Here is a 20,284-nt window from a genome sequence, read left to right as displayed (position 1 = left end):
GCGAGCCTTTGTTTTAACTAATAAGTTATTTTATTAATTATAAGCTGTAGCTTAAATTAATGTAGCCAAAGCGGCCAATGTTGTCGTAACTTGCGCTGCCCGCGCTTGTACCACGTGAACCGTACGGAAGTTTACGATTAAATACGTTATCAACACCTACTTTAACGCCTAAACCGCTATCGAAGTTGTAACCAACAGTCATATCGGTAATAAAGTATTTACCGTAAGACATTTGATTACTTGGGTTCGGGTTATTTTCAAGCTCAACATTTGTATATAAATCTACTTCATTTAAAAAGCGTGTTTCAACTGTTGAGAAAAAGTTATCCATAACATAACTTACAGATAAGTTAGTTTGCCACTTAGCTTCACCTGTAGTACCTGCGTATTCAATGTAGTTACTAGGGTCGTCTTGGAACGGGTAATCTTTACGTTCAATTAAGTAAGTACCAATTAAGCGGGTTTTAAAGCTACCTTCAAGCGCGTCAAAGTCGTAACCTAGTTCAAAATCTATCCCTGATGCTTTTTGGCCAGCAACATTTAATACAGAGTTTTGTATTAAAGTAATTTCACCATTAGCATTACGTGTAATTAAGTTACAGTACTGATTGTTTATACCTGTTGCGCTATCAACACAGCGATCAAGAATGTCTTGCGCGTTAATTGTGTCAATTGCATCTTCAAGTTCAATTTCCCAGTAATCAATAGTAAGTAGCGCGTTTTCTAAAAACTCTGGTTGGTAAACAATGCCTACAGTTGTACTTGTTGACTCTTCGCCTTTAACATCGCGGTTACCACTGCTTAAACCATCTAAAGAGGCTGAATCGTAATCTGAATTAAAGTCACTCGCTACGCCTAATGCGGCACAGTTTGCAGTACGTGTTGCACCGTTTGATAAGTCACCTAAGTTTTCAGCGCGACACGGGTCGTCTACATTGTAGAAAGTTTGACTCGGTGCACCAAATACTTCACTAATGTTTGGCGCACGAAGTGCTGCAGATTGTGTTACACGTACACGTAGCTCATCATTTACAGTCCAATCAAGGCCAAGTTTCCAGCTAGTGGCTTCGCCAATCGTACTGTAGTCAGCATGACGTACTGCAGTGTCAAATACTAAATCTTGGATAAGCGGCAAATCAGTTAAAATTGGCATCGTCGCTTCAAAAAATACTTCGCGTACGTTGAACGAACCTTTATCTTCGCCCAGTGCGTTAAAGAAAGTACCTTCTGCGTTATCTGGCTCTTTTGTTTCGCTTTCTTCTTTACGGTACTCGGCACCAAATGCAACACCTACATAACCTGCTGGTAATTCAAAAATAGCGCCATTAGCAAGTGAGCCAGAAACAACCGTTTGCTTAATTGTTGAGGTACCAACTGATACTGTATTTATGTAATCAATAGCTTGTTGAGATGGTGCGCCAAAACCCATAATATTTACAGGTACACAGCCGTCAGCTTGTGCAGCAGCGCTACGACATACTACGTTACCATTTGTATCTTCAACGGCATCAAGTGCATTAAAGTAGTTGGCTAAAATCATGTTAGCGCCGTTTTCACGCTCAAGATCAGTTTGGCCATAAACAACTGATGTATCTAATTCCCAATCTTCAAATACAGTCCCTTTTAAGCCGGTAACAAAGCGCGTTGTTTCACGCGTATTGTTTTCAATGCGGCGGCCAAGGTCGGTCATCATGCGGTTAACCATGATCGAATCAACACCTTCCTCTTCCATACGTGCTTTGATGGCTGGGTCTAGGTAAGGGTTGTCGATTTTAATGCTATTGTCGCTGTCGAAAAAGAAAAATGCAGGTTGGCCTATGCTTTCGCCTTGGCTGTTTACGTATTTTGCATCAAAGTAGACATTTAAGTCGTCGGTAACATCGTAGTTAACTTTAAAGTTTACGTTGTAGCGCTCGAACTCAGGTTGAATCTCTTCAAATTGACCAAGATTAAACGAATCACAGTTTGCACATGACAAGCCATCTACATTATCACCTATGTATAAGTCGCGAGCGCTACTGTCGGCGTTAAAGCTATTAGTATATCCATCTTCAAGTGCATAAACACCGGCGTTATTAATTGCGTAATAACCAGCATTAGGTGTTAAGATTTTGTCTGGGAAGGCTGCGCTATCTTTGTTTGCATCTGTTTGGGCTTGATTACGTAAACTACTAAACGAAGTACTAGTCCAAGGGTGGTCAAGTGCATTTAATGAATCTTGGCCAGAGTACTCAATAGCAAAAGCGGCATTACCACGGCCGTTATCAAAATTAGAGCCGTACGAGAACGTCGCTTTTTCGTTGTTGTAGCTGTTTAAATCGGCAAAACCTCGGGTAACACTAAAATCCATACCTTCAATGTTGTCTTTTAATATAAAGTTTACAACACCTGTTACCGCGTCAGCTCCATATACAGCGGATGCACCACCAGTGATAATTTCTACACGCTCGACCCATACACTTGGAATAGTATTGGTATCCACAGCTTGAGAACCTGCAGAGCTTGATACATGACGCTTACCATTTACAAGTACTAAGGTACGGTCTGTACCCATGTTACGTAAATCAAGAATATTTAAACCAGCAGTACCAATAAAACGGCCTGAGTTAGCCATAGAATATGTATTGCCAAGTGCTGGTAAATTGTTTAGCGCTTCACCAATGTTTACAGCGCCTGTATTAATTAGCTGCTCGCCACTTATAACTGTTACTGGTGCAGGTGCAATAGCACCCTCACGTAAAATACGTGAACCCGTTACTTCAACGCGTTCAATTTTTGTTGCTTGCTCATCTTGTGCAAGCACAGAGTTACTTGCTGTTGCAGCAGCAGTAATTAATGCACATTTAATGCTAGTAGAAAGTAAATTATGACGTTTCATGTGTTTCCCAAAGGACATTTTATAGTAATTTAATACAATATTTATTTTTACTTAATACAGTCTGTATTAGATAAAAACCTATAACTTTTTTATGAGGTCGGCGATTATTGCACGGGGAAACCAGTAATAGAAGAGAGGTAACTTGATGGATTCAAATGAGTTATTTCTGTATCAATTTTTATAAAGTTCAGTTTGTTGCGTTTTTTACATTTATAATTTTAATTATTTGATATGAGTTTGTAACTAAAAATAAGGTTTTTTATTGTCTATGCACTTTTCATTATCATGTAGTGTTTTTTGTTTTCATTTGAGTGTTAATAATGAACTTTTTTATGGCTTTCATATTAATTTTTTAGGAGAAGGTTAGTTAATTAATAAATTTTAATAGAAGGTTTATTAGTCTTTAATGTTTTATTTATGTAATTTCATGTTGTCGTGAAGTAATTTAAATTACGCTATTTTTGTTGCTAATAAATATAAAATGAGTAAATTTCATCTTTGAAAAGTAAAAAAGGCCCAGTTTATGGGCCTTTTATTAACAATAAAACTTACATTTTATATGAAAAAGTAATGTAACCAAAACGCCCTATATTATCGTAGCTAGCACTTCCGCTACCATCACCACGTGTACCATAAGGTAACTCACGATTGAATAGGTTATCTACACCCACTTTTAAGCCAACACCGTTATCAAAGTTATAACCGACTGTCATGTCAGTAATTATGTATGTACCAAAAGTAGTTAAACTATTTGGATTGGGGTTATCGCTTAAATCTTGATCTGTGTATAAGCTTACTTCTTCGATATAACGAGTGCTCAAAGATGTGTATAAGTTTTCGTAGCTGTATTCTATATTTAAGTTAGCTTGCCATTGCGCTTCACCTGTAACGCCCGCATATTCAATGTAGTCGCTAGGCTCATCTTGGAATGGGAACTCTTTACGCTCAATCAAATATGTACCAATAAAGCGTGTTTTAAAGCTACCTTCAAGCGCATCAAAGTCGTAACCTAATTCAAAGTCAACACCAGATGCTTCTTGACCTGACACATTAAGCACTGAGTTTTGAATTAACGAAATCTCACTGTTTGCATCACGTGTAATAAGATTACAATATTGATTTGAAATACCTGAGCCGCTATCAACACAACGATCTAGGATATCTTGCGCACTGATAGTCGAGATTGCATCTTCAAGCTCAATTTTCCAGTAATCGATAGTAAGTGTTGCGTTTTCAATAAACTCTGGTTGGTAAACTAGACCAATAGTAGTACTTGTAGATTCTTCACCCTTCACATCTCGGTTACCGCTTTGCAAACCTTCAAGTGTTTGTGAATCATAGTCAGAATCAAAACCTTCTGGCACACCTAATGCAGCACAGTTGGCACGGCGTGTACTACTGTTTTGTAAATCATTTAAGTTATCAGCTTGACAAGGATCGTCGACACTGTAGAAAGTTTGGCTCGGTGCACCAAAAATTTCACCAATATTTGGCGCTCTTAGCGCTTCTGATTGTGTTAAACGAAAACGAAGCTCATCGTTTAGAGTCCAATCAAGCCCTAATTTCCAGCTAGTTGCATCGCCAATTGTGCTGTAATCAGCGTAGCGTACAGCTGCATCCAGCACTAAGTCTTGAACAAATGGCATATCAGAAAGTAGTGGAATTGATACTTCTGTAAAAATTTCACTTACATCAAAGTCGCCTTTGTCTTCACCAAGTGCATTAAAGAATGTGCCTTCAGCATTATTTGGCTCTTTTGTTTCACTTTCTTCTTTACGGTATTCAACACCAAAAGCCATACCTACATAACCTGCAGGTAATTCAAATAATCCACCATTGGCCAAAGAAGCAGATACTACAGTTTGAGTGATTTCAGATGTACCTGTAGAAACAGTATTAATGTAGTCAATTGCTTCATCACTTGGCGCACCAAAGCCCATAATATTTACAGGAACACAGCCTTCAGCTTGTGCTGCTTCACTTCTACATACAATATTACCATTGCCATCATCTACCGCATCAAGTGCGTTAGAGTAATTTTCAAGAATCATATTCGCGCCATTGACGCGTTCTAATTCTGTTTTACCACGTACAATAGATGCATCTAAATCCCAATCACTAAAGACCGTACCTTTAAGGCCAGCTACAAATCGTGTTGTTTCGCGTGTATTGTTTTCAATGCGACGACCTAAATCAGTCATCATACGAAGTACATTTATTGATTCTACGCCTTCACCATCGTTAGCTTCTTCCATAAGCTTCTTAACACTTGGGTCTAAATATGCGTTATCAATTTGTATGGTATTACGTGGATCGCCAAAGAAAAATGCGGGTTGGCCAATGCTTTCACCTTCACTGTTTACGTATTTGGCTTCAAAATAAGCATTTAAATCGTCTGTTACATCATAGTTAACTTTAAAGTTAACATTGTAACGTTCGAATTTTGGTTGTATCTCGTCAAACTGGGCTAGGTTAAACGAATCACAATCTGCACATAGAAGACCGTCAACGTTGTCACCAGTATAAATGTCACGATGAGAGCCATCTGCATTAAATGTATTTACATAACCATTACCTAGGCTAAATACGCCTGCGTTATTAATTGCGTAGTAACCAGCATTTGGCGTATAAATCTTATCAGGAAAATTAGGGTCGTCTTTATTAGAATCGTTTTGGGCTTGGTTACGTAGACTTGAGTATGAACCATCAGTCCAAGGGTGATCTAACGCATTTAAAGAGTCTTGAGCTGAGTATTCAACTGCAAATGCAGCATTACCACGGCCATCATCAAAGTTCTTACCATATGAAAAGGTTGCCTTTTCATTGTTGTAATCACTTAAATCTGAAACGCCTTTAGTTACAGTAAAGTCTAAACCTTCAATATTATCTTTTAAAATAAAGTTAACAACACCTGTTACAGCATCAGCACCGTAAACAGCAGATGCACCGCCTGTTACAATTTCTACACGCTCAACCCATACGCTTGGTATAGTATTAGTGTCAACAGATTGTGAGCCAGCTGAGCTCGAGACATGGCGTTTACCATTTACAAGTACAAGCGTACGGTCAGTACCCATGTTACGTAAATCAAGAATATTAAGACCTGCAGTACCAATAAAGCGGCCTGAGTTTGCTAAAGAATATGTGTTACCTAGTGCTGGTAGTTTATTTAACGCTTCACCGATATTCACTGCACCAGTATTAAGAAGTTGTTCACCAGTAATTACAGTTACAGGTGCAGGTGCAATTGCACCAACTCGGCTGATTTTTGAACCTGTTACTTCAACTCGTTCTATTTTTGTATCCTCAGCATCTGCTGCAATAGAAGTATGCGCCAAACCAATTGCACTTAAACAGAGAGCTGTTTTTATGCCGCTTGAGAGCTGGTTATAAGATTTCATATTATCCCCTAGATGAATTAGTTGTTTTTTTAAACTTAAGTGCAATATAAAATTCATATTAGTAATTGTTTGTATACAAAATTTACATTGCGCACCCAGATTTAACACTTGCAGTTTTTTAGGCAATGGATTATCGCTGAACCTACAAATAAAGAAGACAAGCGGGTTGTTAAAATATAGTTAAAACAATGGTTTAAAATGTTTCTGTTAACTTCTTGTTTGCCCTATTGGCAATGTGTTTATATTTTGTATCTTGATTGCCTTTTTTATTGTTTTTTACTTATTGATTTAAAAGTATAAATATTTATATGTTTATTTTCATGGTTTTATAGTTGTATTTTTAGGGATTGTTTTGTTACTTTTTAGGTTTGTATCGTATAGGGTTAGCTTGATAATTTATTTTCATAAATTCAAGATTATGTTCTGTCTTCCACCGCTAATACAAACTGTAAAGGGGCTTTACAGAGAGCTTCCAAAGTTTAGAGTAGTAGAGTTACTTTTTTTACTTTAATTGATACAATTCGGCGTCTTTCACTCATAAGGTTGTTCATGAAATATTTCTTATTAAATATTGCGTTATTATTTAGCTCATTGGTTTTAGCCGAGGAACCTGTCGATCTTGAAATAAATATGAAAAATACGGGCCTTGCGTATAAACAAGCAGTACAGGCAACTCAACTTAGTGAATTTAATACTGCGATTGATGAATTTATAAAGCTAGTAAAAGTAAGTAAAACAGGTAAGTTTTACAAAAAGCCTGAGCAGTCATTGCAGGGCCTTGATAAAGTGATTGCCCAAGCTGAGCTTGCTAAAAAAGCAGCGAACGAGCAGGGTCTAAGTGCAGCAAAAGAACCGTTAAAAAATATAGATAATTTACGTAAAAAATATCATGAGCTACATGAGCCTCCAGGGTTCTTTAAATTACTGTTCGGTTCATAAACCTAAACTATATGTATCTTTAGTCGCTACTTTTAAGCTAATTGCGTTAAAAGTATCTGCAGCAATAAATATAAGGAAACACAATGGAAATTTCAGTTTCAATGTTAGAAGGCCAAAAGCAAAGCGCTAAATTTGGCGACCTAGAAGTAATCAGCGATCAAAGTGTAAACGCTGGTGGCAACGCAGAGCATCCAGAACCGTTTGATTACTTTTTAGTAAGTATGGTTTTATGTGCAGGTTTTTATGCACGTAAATTTTGTGAGCAGCGTGATATTTCAACGCAAGGTATGACGCTTACTCAAAATAATGAAAATGTAGATGATAACGGTAAAAAGTTATTTTCAATTGAAATTAACCTACCAGACGGTTTTCCTGATAAATATAAAAAGGCGCTTATTGCAGCCGTTAATACCTGTACGGTAAAAAAAGTAATTCAGGCAGTGCCAGAGTTTTCAGTAGTGGTAAAATAATCCTCCCTAAATTAGGTAGCTTTAACAGGCTACCTAATTATGTATAGTGCTCCACGGCTTAACTTATTTCTTTTTCATTCCTTGTACTGCTTTAAAGCGTGGGTTGTTTTTACAGATTACAAATACACGACCTTTGCGTTTTACAATTTGACACCCCGGACGTTGCTTGGCACTTTTTAGAGAGCTTAATACTTTCATACCTTTCCTTTTTAACAGTCGATAAATTTTTAAAACGACGGTTAAACTGCGCAACACGGCCATCTGTAGCAACAGTTTTTTGCTTGCCTGTATAAAATGGGTGTGAGTCACTTGATACGTCAATAGGTACATATGGATAAGTATTACCGTCTATTTCTACTGTGCGGCCTGTTTTAATGGTTGAGCCAATAATAAAGTAAGAATCGGCAGCAGTATCGTGAAACGCAACCACTTGGTAATAAGGATGAATATTTGGTTTCATAATACGCCTCAATAAATAATATGTGATAATATATCATTTTAATTTGACGTATTTATTCTCTCATTGCAAATTATTTAAATGCTCCCCAAAAGGGGCGTAATTGCTGGCTATTTGTGCAAACAAATCAAAAAATAAGCACTTGAATTAAAAATGCTGGCTATTGGCGTTTAGGCTGTTATAACTATATTTAAGAGTTAAAACGTTAACAAATACGGTTATAAAGTTATTACAGAGGTTATGTATGAGTGACGCAACACAACAACAAGAACAAATTGACCAAGGGGTGATGGAAACCCTAAGAGAGCGCGACCACAGTACCTTGGCGCAACAAGTAAATCCGTTAACCTGCAACCACAATGATATTGTAGAGTTACTAGCAAGGTATATGGCACTTAGTGAGCAAGAAGATGATGAGCTGTTTGATACTTGGTTTGATAACCTAACTAAAGAGCAACATACTGTTTTAAAAGTATTTGAAGTTTACCGTGGACAATATGAGCACCAAAATTAAAGTGTTTATTTTTGTAAGTATGCCAAATCCAGTGGTTATTTAAATAAAACTAAATAGCCACTACTACTTTTTAACTAGAAAGTAGTAATGTTGTATCAACCACTACTCCCACCTGTTTTCATCATAATTTTTTGCGGATTTAATCTTATCTTTATTTAAGTACGACTTACTGATATTCATAAGTATTTATTGCTATTTTAAGGTAATGTTCTAGTTTTAATAGACAGGCTGTTTATAATTTAAATAAGTTTATGGGTTATATACTCGAAAATATTCGCTCCCATTTCGTAATTCATAAAACACTTAAAATTAATTGAGCTTTAATGATTAAACCTGATATCCCAAGTAACGAAGCAGAGCGATTACATGCGTTAAAAACATTAAAAATTCTAGATACGTCGCATGAAGAGCGCTTTGATCGTGTTACTCGTATTGCCAAGCGTATGTTTAATGTTTCTATTTCATTGGTTACTTTAATTGACGAAGACCGCCAATGGTTTAAATCTAGGCAGGGGCTTGATGCGCCTGAGCTTCCTCGCGAAACCTCATTTTGTGGCCATACCATAAATCAAGACGAGCTCTTAATAATCCCAGATACAGCCCAAGATAAAAGGTTTTTTGATAACCCTTTTGTTGCAGGCGATCCTAAAGTACGCTTTTATGCCGGCTTTCCTTTAAAATTAAGGCAAGGGGTTATTATAGGCACTTTATGCCTTGCCGATAATAAACCTAGACACCTTAATGATGAAGAAAAACAATTACTAAGAGATTTAGGCACGTTGGTTGAGCAAGAGATTCAATCAATTCAACTAGCCACAATTGACGAGTTAACAAGAATCTCTAACCGGCGTGGCTTTTTGAACCTTGCTGAGCATACGCTAAATGTATGTAGGCGAAACAAAGTATCAATGTCGTTTATATTGTTTGATCTTAATAAATTTAAACAAATTAATGATGTTTATGGACACCACGAAGGCGATTTTGTATTGAATAAATTTGCGCAAATTATGCTTAGTTCATTTTGTGATTGTGAAGTAATAGGCAGACTTGGCGGAGATGAGTTTGTAGTAATGCTAAGTGATTTAGATGAAACAAAAGCTGAGTTTGTTTTACAAAGGTTTGCGGATGCAATTGCGCATACCAATAATACCTTAAATAAGCCATACAAAATTGATTACAGTGTAGGGGCAACACACTTTAAATACGATACAGGTAAATCGGTTGAGGATATGATTCAAGATGCTGATGTTGCCATGTATCAGCAAAAAAAGCAGCAATCACTTTAGTGAGCTATTTAGTTTAATTGCTGCCTGAACTTCACTTCCTCATGCTAGTACGAATCTTATAATATGACGTTATTCGCTATTACAGTCATTTTTTGCAGAGGGTGATGCTAAAGACACATTTGGTTGCCAAATCCTGTCCCATATTTTATGAAGATTGCTTAAGTTTGGTCTTTGACTTATTTTTTCAAAGTTACCAATGCTCACCTCTGAATTATTTTTTTGACCCACTACAAAATTAAACACATAGTTGCACTCCATCCCCATACGTAAATCAGAAAGTACAATACTGCTTTGCTGTTGGCGCACCGAATAAAACCCTTTAGTAAACCACTGCAAGCGTTTTATAGCCCATTCATCGCTAATATTATTTAACAATGAAGGCGTTGTTTGATAAGGCGTTAATGTAACATCGCTGGGCGCGTCAAATACTGATGCATAACCTTCGTAGTATTGTCCGTCAGACATCACAACAATACGCCACAGCAAAGTGGTTAGCGGGGCAGGCGTACTAATATTCGCATTTACTGGTATTTGCCTGTTGTTGAGTGCAGTTTTTACCTTCTCATCAATATTTACTTTTAAAATTAAAGCGCAAAATAAATATAAGCTACTTAAAACTAAGGCCGCTGCATTTATACGATAAGCCGTTGCTGCTTGTATTTTGGGTATTAGCGTACATATTACGCCAATTAATAAAGGAAGCGTGTAAGCGGGGTCAATAATAAACACACTAGAAACCGCAAAGGGGTACTCAGTAATAGGCCAAAGTAATTGTGTACCGTATACCGTTAGGCTGTCTAATATGGCATGTGTAGATAAACTTAAAAATACTAGCCAAAACCAGCGCACTTTATAAGTTTTCATTCCGGTGTGTATTTTTAATATTAGCCATACAATGAGCGGGCTAATTAATAAATGTATTAATAACGAATGACTAAAGCTACGGTGATAAGTAAATGCTTCTACAGAGCCACCATAAGGCAAAAATACATCTAAATCAGGGAGTGTGCCTAAAATTGCTCCCCATAAAACGGCTTTTCGACCTATTTTATTGCCTAATACCGCATAACCTACAGCACTACCTAATGCTACCTGCGTTAAAGAATCCATTTTGATTAATACCTTTAATTACGACTTTTATTATTTATACTTTTTGATTATTCAAAAGCGTCAAAAAATAATGTGAAATATTTGATAAGCACATCAATGCCCAAAATTTATAAACTAAGCCTGGGTTTTATAAAATCTAAAAATGCTGTAATGCGAGACGATACCGCACTATTTTTATAATACACGGCTTGTATAATTTCTCGGTTATTAGGTGAGCTAACTGCACTGGGTAACACTTCAACTAATTTACCTGTTTTTAGGTCATTGCCAATCATAAAGTGAGAAAGTAGCGCAACGCCTTGGTTTGCAATACATAGTTGGCGCACTGTTTCGCCGCTGCTTGCGCTAAGCGAAAACGTAAATAAAGCGGGCTTTACTAACGGCCAAGTGTTTAATTTAGGGGAGTCACTAAAACCAATTATCTTGTGATTTTGTAAGTCATCTATTTGCGTAATTGCTGTGTTGTTTTTTATATATTCTGGGCTGGCTACAATACGTAACTGACTGCTGCCGAGTTTACGAGCATTTAAATTTGAGTCTTTTAAATCACCAATGCGTATGGCTAAATCGGTTTTATGTTCAAGTAAATCAATAATGCTGTCGTGCGAGGTTATATCAAGCGTTATGTGAGGGTATTGCTTGGCAAATTCGCCAATTAAAGGCGTAAGTTGGTGCAATACAAAAGGGCTTGCAGCATCTATTCGCAGCTTGCCACTTGGCGCTTGTTTTAAAAGCTTTATAGCTTCTTCACCGGTATAAAGCGTATTTAATCCTTCGCGCGCATATTTTATAAAAGTATGGCCCTCTTCGGTAAGTTCTAATCGGCGTGTTGTTCTGTTTAGTAAAGTGCATTGCAATGTATTTTCAAGGCGTGATACAGCTCGCGACACTTTAGCCACCTGTTGATCGAGCAAATTAGCTGCCCCCGAAAAGCTTCCGCAATCTACTACCGTTATAAACGTTTCTAAATCTTCAGTTTTTGAATGAACAGCCATAAGTATACCAACACCATCTTTGCATTATTAACAAAAGTATTTTGTCACTAATGCTATTTTTTGCAAACGATATTTTAGCCAAACTACATTCTTCAAATATTAATGAGGATATAACTATGCCATTGGCTTTGTGGGCGCTTACCTTAAGCGCATTTGCAATAGGAACAACTGAGTTTGTAATAGTGGGATTAGTACCCACCATTGCAAACGACTTAGGCGTAAGCCTACCTTCAGCAGGTTTGCTTGTAAGTTTATATGCGGTTGGCGTTGCCATTGGTGCGCCGGTGCTAACAGCTTTAACGGGTCGTTGGAATCGTAAAGTGGTACTAATAAGCTTAATGGGCTTATTTGTTTTAGGTAACTTACTTGCATGGCAAGCGCCAAGTTACGAAACATTAATACTTGCGCGCATTTTAACGGGGCTTGCCCATGGTGTGTTTTTTTCAATCGGATCGATGATTGCCACTAGCCTAGTAAGCAAAGACAAAGAAGCCAGTGCAATAGCCATTATGTTTACCGGGCTTACTGTAGCACTCGTAACTGGTGTGCCACTAGGTACATGGATTGGACAACACTTTGGTTGGCGTGCAACGTTTTTAGTTGTGTCGGTATTAGGTTTAATTGCATTAATCGGCAGCTCTATTTTAGTACCAAGAAACTTAAAACAATCAATACCAGCCACGTTTAAAGAGCAACTACAAGTAATCGTAAAACCGCGTTTATTACTGGTGTATTTAATGACGATATTGGGCTATGGCGGCACGTTTACAGCGTTTACTTATTTAGCACCTATTTTAGAGCAACAAACAGGTTTTGCGCCTTCGGCTATTGCCTTAATAATGCTTGTTTACGGTGTATCGGTAGCGGTAGGTAATATTTGGGGTGGAAAGTTGGCCGACAAACGCGGCCCAATTAGCGCACTGAGCATTATATTCAGCGCTTTGAGTATTATTTTACTGATATTTACTTTTACGATGGAATCAAAAATTGCTGCTGTACTTACTATTTTAGTATGGGGCGCATTTGCTTTTGGTAATGTGCCAGGCTTGCAACTTTATGTAGTAAAGCAAGCACAAAAGCACACGCCCAATGCGGTAGATGTTGCATCAGGTTTAAACATAGCCGCATTTAATATTGGTATTGCACTTGGCTCAATTATTGGCGGTAGTGTAGTAGAGAACATGACACTGCAAGATACAGCATGGATAGGCGCCGTTATCTCTGTTTTAGCACTCGGTGTTACACGCTACAGCGGTATGCTTGATAGACGTGAAATTCAGCAAGCATAAAGTATCTTCTGTTAACCTTGAAACTAAAATTAATGACCTCATACCTGTTATGAGGTCATAGATTTTTAAGTGACAGTCGTAATAAGAAGTAAAAGGTGTATTTCGTAAAACTTTTAAAAGTTTGTATTTTTAACCGATTATTTTATAAGGATAAACCATGACAAAACGTGTAATAGAAATGCCAGAACTCGGTATGGGAACATTCCGCTTAGAGGGCGACACTGCCTATAACTCAGTAAAAATGGCACTCGAAGTTGGGTTTCGCCATATTGATACCGCACAAATTTATGGCAACGAAGAGCAAGTAGGTCAAGCCATAAAAGATAGTAATATTCCGCGCAGTGAAATATTCTTAACCACCAAAGTGTGGAATAACAAATTAAATAAAAGCGACTTTATCCCAAGCGTTAAAAAGTCACTTGAAAAGCTACAAGTTGATTCGGTCGACTTACTGCTAATTCATTGGCCATCGCCTGCTAACGACGAGCCAATGAGTGAATACCTCACTGAATTACTAAAAGCGAAGCAGCTAGGTTTAACTAAGCACATTGGTGTATCAAACTTTACCATTGCAAACTTAAATGAAGCAATGCAAACGCTTGACTCGCGTGAAATATTTACCAATCAGGTTGAGGTTCACCCATACTTAACTAATACTAAATTGCGTGCATTTTGTGCTCAGCACGATATACATGTAACTGCGTACATGCCATTTGTAGTAGGTAAAGTACTTAAAGATCAAACCATTATCGACATTGCTAAAAAGCACGATGCAAGTCCAGCACAAGTTGTTTTAGCATGGGTTAACGCAAGCGGCATGACGACAATTCCATCATCAACTAAGCGTAAAAACTTAGAAGATAACTTTAACGACCACGTTAAGTTAGATGATGAAGACATAGCCCGCATTGATGGCCTAGATTGTGGCGACCGCCAAGCAACACCAGACTTTGCGCCGCAGTGGGATCAATAAACTTATCTCAAACACAAAGTTAAACTAAATATTTTAAGGTGTAGATTATCTACACCTTAACTTTTAAAAGGAATACACATGTTAACGGTTATAGCTGCACTGTCGTGCAAAAATATTGATGCAGATGTGATGCTTACAGCACTTGAAAACTTACAAAAGTCATCGCGCCAAGAAGTAGGGTGCTTACGTTATGAACTATCGGTAAAAAGTGATGATGAACATACCGATTACGTTGTTAGCGAACAGTGGGCGTCTGACGAGCACTTTGAAGCGCATAAAAACGAGCCACACTTTAAAGCATTTGGTACGCAAGTTACTGGGCTTTTGACCAATAGTAGTATTGATGTATATAAATCAATTGGTTAAATTCTTTTTAAGTGCCTATTATGGTACGTATTAAAATACTTAGCTAAATTACATGTCATAAAGTAAATACTCAAATAGGTGCTGTTAACCTACATCACCTTTTATTCTTACACCCCAACCTGCCTAAATACCCAACTTCGCCAATATCAATGAAACCTATTAGGACTCTTTTTGTTAATTCGCATTCGTAGTGCGTCGAAATCAAAAGAGGTTCATAACTTTATTAAAAGTCGTTTTGGTACCACAACCCACTCTAATAAATAGCCTATTTAATTTGTTGTTTACATTAAAGTTCTCTGGTGTAAATTGTAGAAATATAATATGGCATTTTAGTCAGCCGTAAATAGTTCGAGTGGTACTGAATAAGAGACTCAAAATAGCAAACTATTTATATATTTTTTGTGTGTTATATTTTTAGAGCTGAGTTAAATAAACTTATAACGGAGACATGGGTATGGAAATTAATAAATCTAATCAATCTATTCTTATTTTTGTAATTCCTTTATTAACTGCGTATTTTGGGTCAAAAGTTATATTTCACTTATTTTCTTTTGAGTATCTTGTGTTTACAGATACTTTTGACATTCTAAAGCTACTCATTGATATTAGTGTATTTGGAGTGTTGTTCTATATTAGTTCGCTGGGCGTTGGTTATGTCATCAGAGCTAAAACATAAGTTTTTAATCATTAGCGGGTAAATTGCTAGCTAAAAAATCACAGCCAATAAAGCCTTAACAGCTTTAAACTGTATAATTTATATGGAGATAATAATGAAAAAATTAATCGCAATAGTAGCGTTGTTAGGCTTTGCTTCATTTGCACAAGCTAATGATAGTTTTGTAGTGAATGCTAAATTTTATGATAATAAAAACTTAATTGGTTCACCTATTTTAGTAGTCAATTCAAACGAAGAGGCGTCAGTTTCAGTTGATAATTCGTATAGTTTTGCTCTTACAGTAACGCCAATTGATGATTCTACTGTTAGTTTAGTAACTGACCTAAAACTAGGTGGAAAACATATGGCTCCCTCTTTAGTTGTTGAACTAGGCAAAGAAGCAAGTATTAATATTGATGGTAAAGAGCTGTCAGTTTTAGTAAGTAAATCAAGCAGCTAATAAGTTAAAAACTAGGAATATAATTAATGAGAAACTCAAGAAATGAAATAGTAAAATATGGAGTCTCTTTTGGTACGGCCCTAGCAATTGCTATTTCATGGAGTGCTAACGAGTCTGTGTTATGGGCAATTTTGCACGGTTTTTTATCTTGGTTTTATGTTATTTGGCATGTAATCACGCGATAAGTGCTTTCGCGTGTGCACTGATTGATTATGTAGATTGCGGTCAATGTGAATACTTGAGCAATTACCATCTAAAACAAATAAGTCAAAAATATAAAAGGAATAATTAATAATGAAAGGTGCTGGTGGAAGCTCTGGTGGTATTGGGCATTTTTTTGTTGGTTTAATTATGATGTGCGGTGGCTTTTATATGCTGCTAAACGCAATTTCGGTGACCTCTAATTTTGGACTAAGTTCTCGCATTTATAGTGTTAATGCTTTAGGTGGCTTTGGCGTTACAGGCGGCATGGTTATGATCCCGTTTATTTTTGGTGTGGGTCTGATTTTTTATAATTCTAAAAACATTTTAGGCTGGATACTATCTCTTGGCTCGTTAACCGCACTCATATTTGGCGTTATATCGAGTGTGCGATTTAGTATGCGAACTATGACGTCGTTTGATTTGATTGTTATTATAATTTTAGCGTTTGGTGGCTTAGGGCTGTTTTTACGTTCGCTTAAATCTATTGATACTTAAATAATTACCACGCTTTGTTTTAAATACAATTTTAATTATAGGCATTTAACATGATGTTCTAATGCCTAAGCTAATACATTAATAATATAACCCTTCCTATTTACTGCTTAACCAGTAACGTATTTTAAAGAGATTTATGTGAACAACTCAATACAACTAAAACTAATTGCTACTCACTTATTAGCACAAAGAGAAGAAAACCCAGCGCGTTCAAACTTTCCTAAAGAGTTAGAACTAGATACGACTGACGATGCAATAGAAGTACAAAAGTTGATGATTTACTTAAATGATCAAACTGTATATGGCTGGAAGTGTATGCTGCCTTTAGATGATGGCTCAATTATATTAGCGCCTCTTTTACATGCACCTATAAAACAAGCTGAAAATTGCCCACTGTATACAACAAACAACAAAGCGCTGATAGAACCAGAAATTGCATTTATTTTGCAAAGCGATTTACCAAGTAATAAAACCTATACAAATGAAGACGTAGATACTGCATTTGCCAGCGCCCATATAGCACTTGAGCTTATTCAAAAAAGGTTTGATGAAGACACTCCAAGCACTCACATTGAAAAGCTGGCCGATGGCCTATCTAATCAAGGCGTGTATTTAGGCCCGCAAATAGATAAAGCCAAAGCGTATAACGCAAGTACTGTAAATATCAACGTTAAGCAAACTGAGCTGGAATTAAACCTGGCGGGTGTGCATCCTGCAGAGCTTGCGCAGCTTCCACTTTATTGGGCGGTTAATTACTTATCAGCAAAGGGAATTAATTTAAAAGCAGGGCAAGTGTTTATAACTGGTTCTTACTGTGGTGTTGTTGAGCTTAATACTAATGAGCAAACATGTATTACATATAAAGATTTAAATACATTTGATGTGACATTTTTATCCCATTAAGCGTAATACTCATTTTAACGGTCATAATAAAACAACCCACTAATTCGTGGGTTGTTTTATTAGGCTAAATTTTAATTATTTTATTTTAGAGAGTAATGCAGGATTTATTACGAGATTTCGTACGCCGTGGGCATGATCTTCATTAAAGGTGTTACTTTCACACCATTTGCCAACACTGTTTATATCAACCTTTGCTACTTTTGGTTTAACTGACCATGTTACTTGAAAAGGAGAGCCTGCCTCGTTGTAACTAGGACCAGTAGTTGAACCGCTATAAACAACCGATTTACCCGTATTTGTAGGTGTAGCAATAGCTTGATAGTAACCATTAACAGATGACACGGAGCTTATTTGAGCAAAATCAAGTGCGTTAGCATCGTTTACTAATACATATACTTGAGCTTCAACACGTAGTTGCGGATTTTTAATCGAATTACTTAAACAGCTACCCAAGGTAGGGCCTGGTTTTACAATTGCCGACGTATGAACGTTATGAACCTCAATGGTATCGCCAACTAAAAGCGCGCCGTGATCGCTTGGACAAATTTCAATTTTTGCTGGTTTACTTTCACTTTTAGTTAAAGAGCCTGAATATAAGTAGCCACTTTTAAAGCCTTTTCCATTACCATTTCCGGCATATTTACTAAACTCGCCACCGGCATGTTCAGCATTTTTATGAAAGTGTATATTACATAAGTTCATATTTGATGAAGTTGGGGCATGAGAGAAAACTGCCGTGTTTTCGCCTTTATAATTATCAATATTGCGTGGAGATTGTGGGCCAAAGCCTTTATTCGCAGTGTTTTTAGCAAGTGCTGCACGCTGCATTTTTATTATGTCGTCATTTGCTATTTCGTGGTTAGCTTTAGCTAGCGTATTAAAAGATAGGATAGTGATTACAGCAGAAATTACACTTATTTTTGTTTTGATTGTCATTGAGTCAGTGCCTTTAAATCATGTTTTACGTAACAATTAAGTTAACAGATCTTGTTTTTCGTAAAATAATCCTAAAATGATAAATAATCAAACTATTGCAAAACTATTTTATAGATAAGTCGTATTTTAAAATAAGTGCATCTATATAGCGGGTGCGTAATGTGTGTTGTTTTTCATGATCGGCGCCATGCCCTAATGCTTTGTTTAAAAGCTTTATGGCGGGGTGCAGTAGCGCTCTTTCTTCTTGGTTTAAGCTCGCTTTACTGCGCAGTTCTGTAATGTCGTCAACTAGTAGCCTGCCAATGTCTACCGAGACTATTTCATCTATTAATCCATTTTGAGTAAGTACGCCATATTTACTGCATAAAAACTGTTGCCAAACTTGCTGTAAGTGCTCGTCTATTTCACAGCCAAATAGCTCTTCGCTAAACGTAAATCCATGCTGAGCGAGTTTAGTTAGGCTTGCAGTATATTGCTGCGCAAAATAATTAAAAGCATGGCTTGATGATTCTATTTTTTGTTTTAAAAGACCTTGCCCCCAATTAACACAGCCGCGCGGATAATAGTCGTCATATTCTTCGCATTCATACAAACCCGAATATGAGCTGCAGCTAAGTTGACTTTTAATACAGTAACTTGGTTTGGGGAACACACTTCGCTCTTGCCAAGCTAAAAGTGTATCTGCATCTATGTTTAATGCTTGGCACAGTTCATCGGTGTTATAAAAATGAGTTGCTAAGTAGTCAGATAAACGCATAAAGCCTCTGGTATCGTTAAAATAAAACACTGTTTATATATACAGTTTTTCATTTTGTATTACCAAACTCAATAACACAAGCGATTTTATAATTAAATGTGCGCTTATACCTCCAAAAATACCGGCAAGTATGTTACAAATAGCGCAAGTTTTATAAATAATGAATTTTTATGCGCACCCTAGACCAAATTAAACAAGCAAGCCTTATTACAGCTATTAAAACGCCATATTTAGCAAACGGTGAAATTGATCTCGCAAAGTACGATGAACTCGTTGAAATACAAATTGCAGCGGGCGTTGATGGCATCGTAGTCGGTGGCACAACAGGCGAAGGCCAGTTAATGAACTGGGAAGAGCATTTAATGCTTATAGCGCACACTGCAAACAAATATGGTGACAAACTGGTTATTGTTGGTAATACCGGTAGTAACAACACCCGTGAAGCGATTAAAGCAACTAAATATGGCTTTGCCAGCGGTATGGATGCAGCACTGCAAATTAACCCATATTACGGACGTACGTCAATCGCGGGTGTTAAAGAGCACTTTAAACGAGTACTTGATATTGGACCTGCCTTTATTTACAACGTAGCAGGTCGCACAGGTCAAGACCTAACACCTGATATTATTGAACCATTAGCACAGCATTCGAACCTAATTGGTATTAAAGAATGTGGCGGCAATGAGCGCATTGCACACTATGAGCAGCAAGGCATTGCGTGTTGGTCTGGTAACGACGATGAAGCACACGACGCTCGTCATGTACACAAAGCTCACGGTGTTATTTCGGTTACTTCTAACCTTATTCCTGGGTTGTTTCGCCAATTAATGGATACTAAAAATGATGAGTTAAATACGTCATTACAACCATTAATGAACTGGTTGTTCTGTGAGCCAAACCCTATTGCTATTAACACTGCGATGATGATGACAGGTGCAGTAAATCCAGTATTTAGATTACCGTATTTACCGCTTAGTGATGAACAACAAGCTCAAGGCGAAGTTTTAATTAATGAGTTAAATAACAACGATGTTGTTGGCGGTAAAGCTAAGTGCATAAAGCAGGATGATATAGCTCTACTTTCTTAGCAATATGAGCAAGCGCTGAACAGGGGGTTAGTTCAGTGCTTTTTATTAATGATTATTTACTTCTATTGCTAAAATCGGTAAAATTCTCTCCCTTATATCTTATAAAAT

General features: G+C 37.0%; 19 protein-coding genes and 1 pseudogene. 12 read left to right on the top strand and 8 right to left on the bottom strand.

Translation table 11 applies throughout. The features are described from left to right. Window positions 1-37: 37 nt before the first annotated feature. Window positions 38-2,878 (bottom strand): TonB-dependent receptor domain-containing protein, encoded by a 2,841-nt coding sequence (locus tag H5120_RS03225; protein WP_182673575.1) that lies wholly within the window; start codon window positions 2,876-2,878, stop codon window positions 38-40. Window positions 2,879-3,426: 548 nt separating this feature from the next. Next, complete coding sequence (locus H5120_RS03220; protein ID WP_182673574.1) at window positions 3,427-6,279, bottom strand: TonB-dependent siderophore receptor; 2,853 nt, start codon at window positions 6,277-6,279, stop codon at window positions 3,427-3,429. 549 nt (window positions 6,280-6,828) lie between these two features. Between H5120_RS03220 and H5120_RS03215 the strand changes: the two genes are divergently transcribed. Together H5120_RS03215 and H5120_RS03210 are read left to right on the top strand one after the other, a co-directional pair. Continuing rightward, window positions 6,829-7,218 carry a cytochrome b562 gene (locus tag H5120_RS03215; protein WP_182673573.1) on the top strand — a complete coding sequence of 130 codons (390 nt, stop codon included), beginning with the start codon at window positions 6,829-6,831 and terminating at the stop codon, window positions 7,216-7,218. An 83-nt stretch (window positions 7,219-7,301) separates the two neighbouring features. Next, a complete protein-coding gene (locus H5120_RS03210; RefSeq protein ID WP_002958670.1) occupies window positions 7,302-7,688 on the top strand; it encodes an OsmC family protein in 387 nt (128 codons plus the stop codon). Between the two features lie 63 nt (window positions 7,689-7,751). On the opposite strand, the gene ykgO is transcribed toward H5120_RS03210, so the two are convergent. Together ykgO and H5120_RS03200 are read right to left on the bottom strand one after the other, a co-directional pair. After that, complete coding sequence (gene ykgO, locus H5120_RS03205; protein WP_002958669.1) at window positions 7,752-7,886, bottom strand: type B 50S ribosomal protein L36; 135 nt, start codon at window positions 7,884-7,886, stop codon at window positions 7,752-7,754. Between the two features lie 4 nt (window positions 7,887-7,890). Beyond that, window positions 7,891-8,148, bottom strand: a pseudogene (locus H5120_RS03200) (type B 50S ribosomal protein L31); the annotation flags it as partial. 241 nt (window positions 8,149-8,389) lie between these two features. Between H5120_RS03200 and H5120_RS03195 the strand changes: the two are divergent. Further along, window positions 8,390-8,659 carry a hypothetical protein gene (locus H5120_RS03195; protein WP_039487544.1) on the top strand — a complete coding sequence of 90 codons (270 nt, stop codon included), beginning with the start codon at window positions 8,390-8,392 and terminating at the stop codon, window positions 8,657-8,659. A 323-nt stretch (window positions 8,660-8,982) separates the two neighbouring features. Beyond that, window positions 8,983-9,945, top strand: coding sequence for a sensor domain-containing diguanylate cyclase (locus tag H5120_RS03190; protein ID WP_182673572.1), 963 nt, complete (start codon window positions 8,983-8,985; stop codon window positions 9,943-9,945). Window positions 9,946-10,014: 69 nt separating this feature from the next. Here H5120_RS03190 and H5120_RS03185 read toward each other — a convergent pair whose 3' ends face one another. Next, window positions 10,015-11,055: a metal-dependent hydrolase gene (locus tag H5120_RS03185; protein ID WP_182673571.1), complete on the bottom strand. Its 1,041-nt coding sequence runs from the start codon at window positions 11,053-11,055 to the stop codon at window positions 10,015-10,017. A gap of 107 nt (window positions 11,056-11,162) precedes the next feature. Next, window positions 11,163-12,050 (bottom strand): LysR family transcriptional regulator, encoded by an 888-nt coding sequence (locus H5120_RS03180; protein ID WP_182673570.1) that lies wholly within the window; start codon window positions 12,048-12,050, stop codon window positions 11,163-11,165. 116 nt (window positions 12,051-12,166) lie between these two features. On the opposite strand from H5120_RS03180, the gene H5120_RS03175 reads away from it, so the two are divergent. From H5120_RS03175 to H5120_RS03145, 7 genes are all read left to right on the top strand, one after another. Further along, the gene (locus H5120_RS03175; protein ID WP_182673705.1) at window positions 12,167-13,339 is read left to right on the top strand and encodes an MFS transporter; all 1,173 of its coding nucleotides are present in this window, start codon (window positions 12,167-12,169) and stop codon (window positions 13,337-13,339) included. A gap of 157 nt (window positions 13,340-13,496) precedes the next feature. Further along, window positions 13,497-14,312 (top strand): 2,5-didehydrogluconate reductase DkgB, encoded by an 816-nt coding sequence (dkgB, locus tag H5120_RS03170; protein ID WP_024605501.1) that lies wholly within the window; start codon window positions 13,497-13,499, stop codon window positions 14,310-14,312. Window positions 14,313-14,390: 78 nt separating this feature from the next. Continuing rightward, a complete protein-coding gene (locus H5120_RS03165) occupies window positions 14,391-14,678 on the top strand; it encodes a putative quinol monooxygenase (RefSeq protein ID WP_002958660.1) in 288 nt (95 codons plus the stop codon). Between the two features lie 454 nt (window positions 14,679-15,132). Next, on the top strand, window positions 15,133-15,354 hold the full coding sequence (locus H5120_RS03160; protein ID WP_039487563.1) for a hypothetical protein: 222 nt from the start codon (window positions 15,133-15,135) through the stop codon (window positions 15,352-15,354). 94 nt (window positions 15,355-15,448) lie between these two features. Beyond that, window positions 15,449-15,793 carry a hypothetical protein gene (locus tag H5120_RS03155; RefSeq protein WP_182673569.1) on the top strand — a complete coding sequence of 115 codons (345 nt, stop codon included), beginning with the start codon at window positions 15,449-15,451 and terminating at the stop codon, window positions 15,791-15,793. A gap of 294 nt (window positions 15,794-16,087) precedes the next feature. Then, window positions 16,088-16,492 (top strand): hypothetical protein, encoded by a 405-nt coding sequence (locus H5120_RS03150; RefSeq protein WP_182673568.1) that lies wholly within the window; start codon window positions 16,088-16,090, stop codon window positions 16,490-16,492. Between the two features lie 138 nt (window positions 16,493-16,630). After that, on the top strand, window positions 16,631-17,395 hold the full coding sequence (locus H5120_RS03145; RefSeq protein ID WP_182673567.1) for a 2-keto-4-pentenoate hydratase: 765 nt from the start codon (window positions 16,631-16,633) through the stop codon (window positions 17,393-17,395). 75 nt (window positions 17,396-17,470) lie between these two features. Here the strand turns inward: H5120_RS03145 and H5120_RS03140 are convergent, their stop codons facing one another. Continuing rightward, window positions 17,471-18,331 carry a delta-class carbonic anhydrase gene (locus H5120_RS03140; protein ID WP_182673566.1) on the bottom strand — a complete coding sequence of 287 codons (861 nt, stop codon included), beginning with the start codon at window positions 18,329-18,331 and terminating at the stop codon, window positions 17,471-17,473. A gap of 103 nt (window positions 18,332-18,434) precedes the next feature. Further along, window positions 18,435-19,088, bottom strand: coding sequence for a DUF6058 family natural product biosynthesis protein (locus H5120_RS03135; RefSeq protein WP_182671183.1), 654 nt, complete (start codon window positions 19,086-19,088; stop codon window positions 18,435-18,437). A gap of 170 nt (window positions 19,089-19,258) precedes the next feature. Between H5120_RS03135 and dapA the strand changes: the two genes are divergently transcribed. Then, the gene (dapA, locus tag H5120_RS03130; protein WP_182673565.1) at window positions 19,259-20,176 is read left to right on the top strand and encodes a 4-hydroxy-tetrahydrodipicolinate synthase; all 918 of its coding nucleotides are present in this window, start codon (window positions 19,259-19,261) and stop codon (window positions 20,174-20,176) included. Window positions 20,177-20,284 lie beyond the last annotated feature (108 nt).

It is taken from the genome of Pseudoalteromonas sp. SR43-2, assembly GCF_014163885.1.
Lineage (GTDB): Bacteria > Pseudomonadota > Gammaproteobacteria > Enterobacterales > Alteromonadaceae > Pseudoalteromonas > Pseudoalteromonas distincta.
Note: the sequence above shows the minus strand (reverse complement) of the source record. Positions and strands in the feature narration are given on the sequence as shown.

Bases quoted from the DNA above. Each gene is read 5' to 3' on its own strand.
- H5120_RS03185 (WP_182673571.1), bottom strand. From the start codon at position 11,055: ATGGATTCTTTAACGCAGGTAGCATTAGGTAGTGCTGTAGGTTATGCG.
- H5120_RS03220 (WP_182673574.1), bottom strand. From the start codon at position 6,279: ATGAAATCTTATAACCAGCTCTCAAGCGGCATAAAAACAGCTCTCTGT.
- H5120_RS03155 (WP_182673569.1), top strand. From the start codon at position 15,449: ATGAAAAAATTAATCGCAATAGTAGCGTTGTTAGGCTTTGCTTCATTT.
- H5120_RS03195 (WP_039487544.1), top strand. From the start codon at position 8,390: ATGAGTGACGCAACACAACAACAAGAACAAATTGACCAAGGGGTGATG.
- H5120_RS03165 (WP_002958660.1), top strand. From the start codon at position 14,391: ATGTTAACGGTTATAGCTGCACTGTCGTGCAAAAATATTGATGCAGAT.
- H5120_RS03150 (WP_182673568.1), top strand. From the start codon at position 16,088: ATGAAAGGTGCTGGTGGAAGCTCTGGTGGTATTGGGCATTTTTTTGTT.
- dapA (WP_182673565.1), top strand. From the start codon at position 19,259: ATGCGCACCCTAGACCAAATTAAACAAGCAAGCCTTATTACAGCTATT.
- H5120_RS03175 (WP_182673705.1), top strand. From the start codon at position 12,167: ATGCCATTGGCTTTGTGGGCGCTTACCTTAAGCGCATTTGCAATAGGA.
- H5120_RS03225 (WP_182673575.1), bottom strand. From the start codon at position 2,878: ATGAAACGTCATAATTTACTTTCTACTAGCATTAAATGTGCATTAATT.
- H5120_RS03135 (WP_182671183.1), bottom strand. From the start codon at position 19,088: ATGCGTTTATCTGACTACTTAGCAACTCATTTTTATAACACCGATGAA.
- ykgO (WP_002958669.1), bottom strand. From the start codon at position 7,886: ATGAAAGTATTAAGCTCTCTAAAAAGTGCCAAGCAACGTCCGGGGTGT.
- H5120_RS03190 (WP_182673572.1), top strand. From the start codon at position 8,983: ATGATTAAACCTGATATCCCAAGTAACGAAGCAGAGCGATTACATGCG.
- H5120_RS03180 (WP_182673570.1), bottom strand. From the start codon at position 12,050: ATGGCTGTTCATTCAAAAACTGAAGATTTAGAAACGTTTATAACGGTA.
- H5120_RS03215 (WP_182673573.1), top strand. From the start codon at position 6,829: ATGAAATATTTCTTATTAAATATTGCGTTATTATTTAGCTCATTGGTT.
- H5120_RS03160 (WP_039487563.1), top strand. From the start codon at position 15,133: ATGGAAATTAATAAATCTAATCAATCTATTCTTATTTTTGTAATTCCT.
- dkgB (WP_024605501.1), top strand. From the start codon at position 13,497: ATGACAAAACGTGTAATAGAAATGCCAGAACTCGGTATGGGAACATTC.
- H5120_RS03210 (WP_002958670.1), top strand. From the start codon at position 7,302: ATGGAAATTTCAGTTTCAATGTTAGAAGGCCAAAAGCAAAGCGCTAAA.
- H5120_RS03140 (WP_182673566.1), bottom strand. From the start codon at position 18,331: ATGACAATCAAAACAAAAATAAGTGTAATTTCTGCTGTAATCACTATC.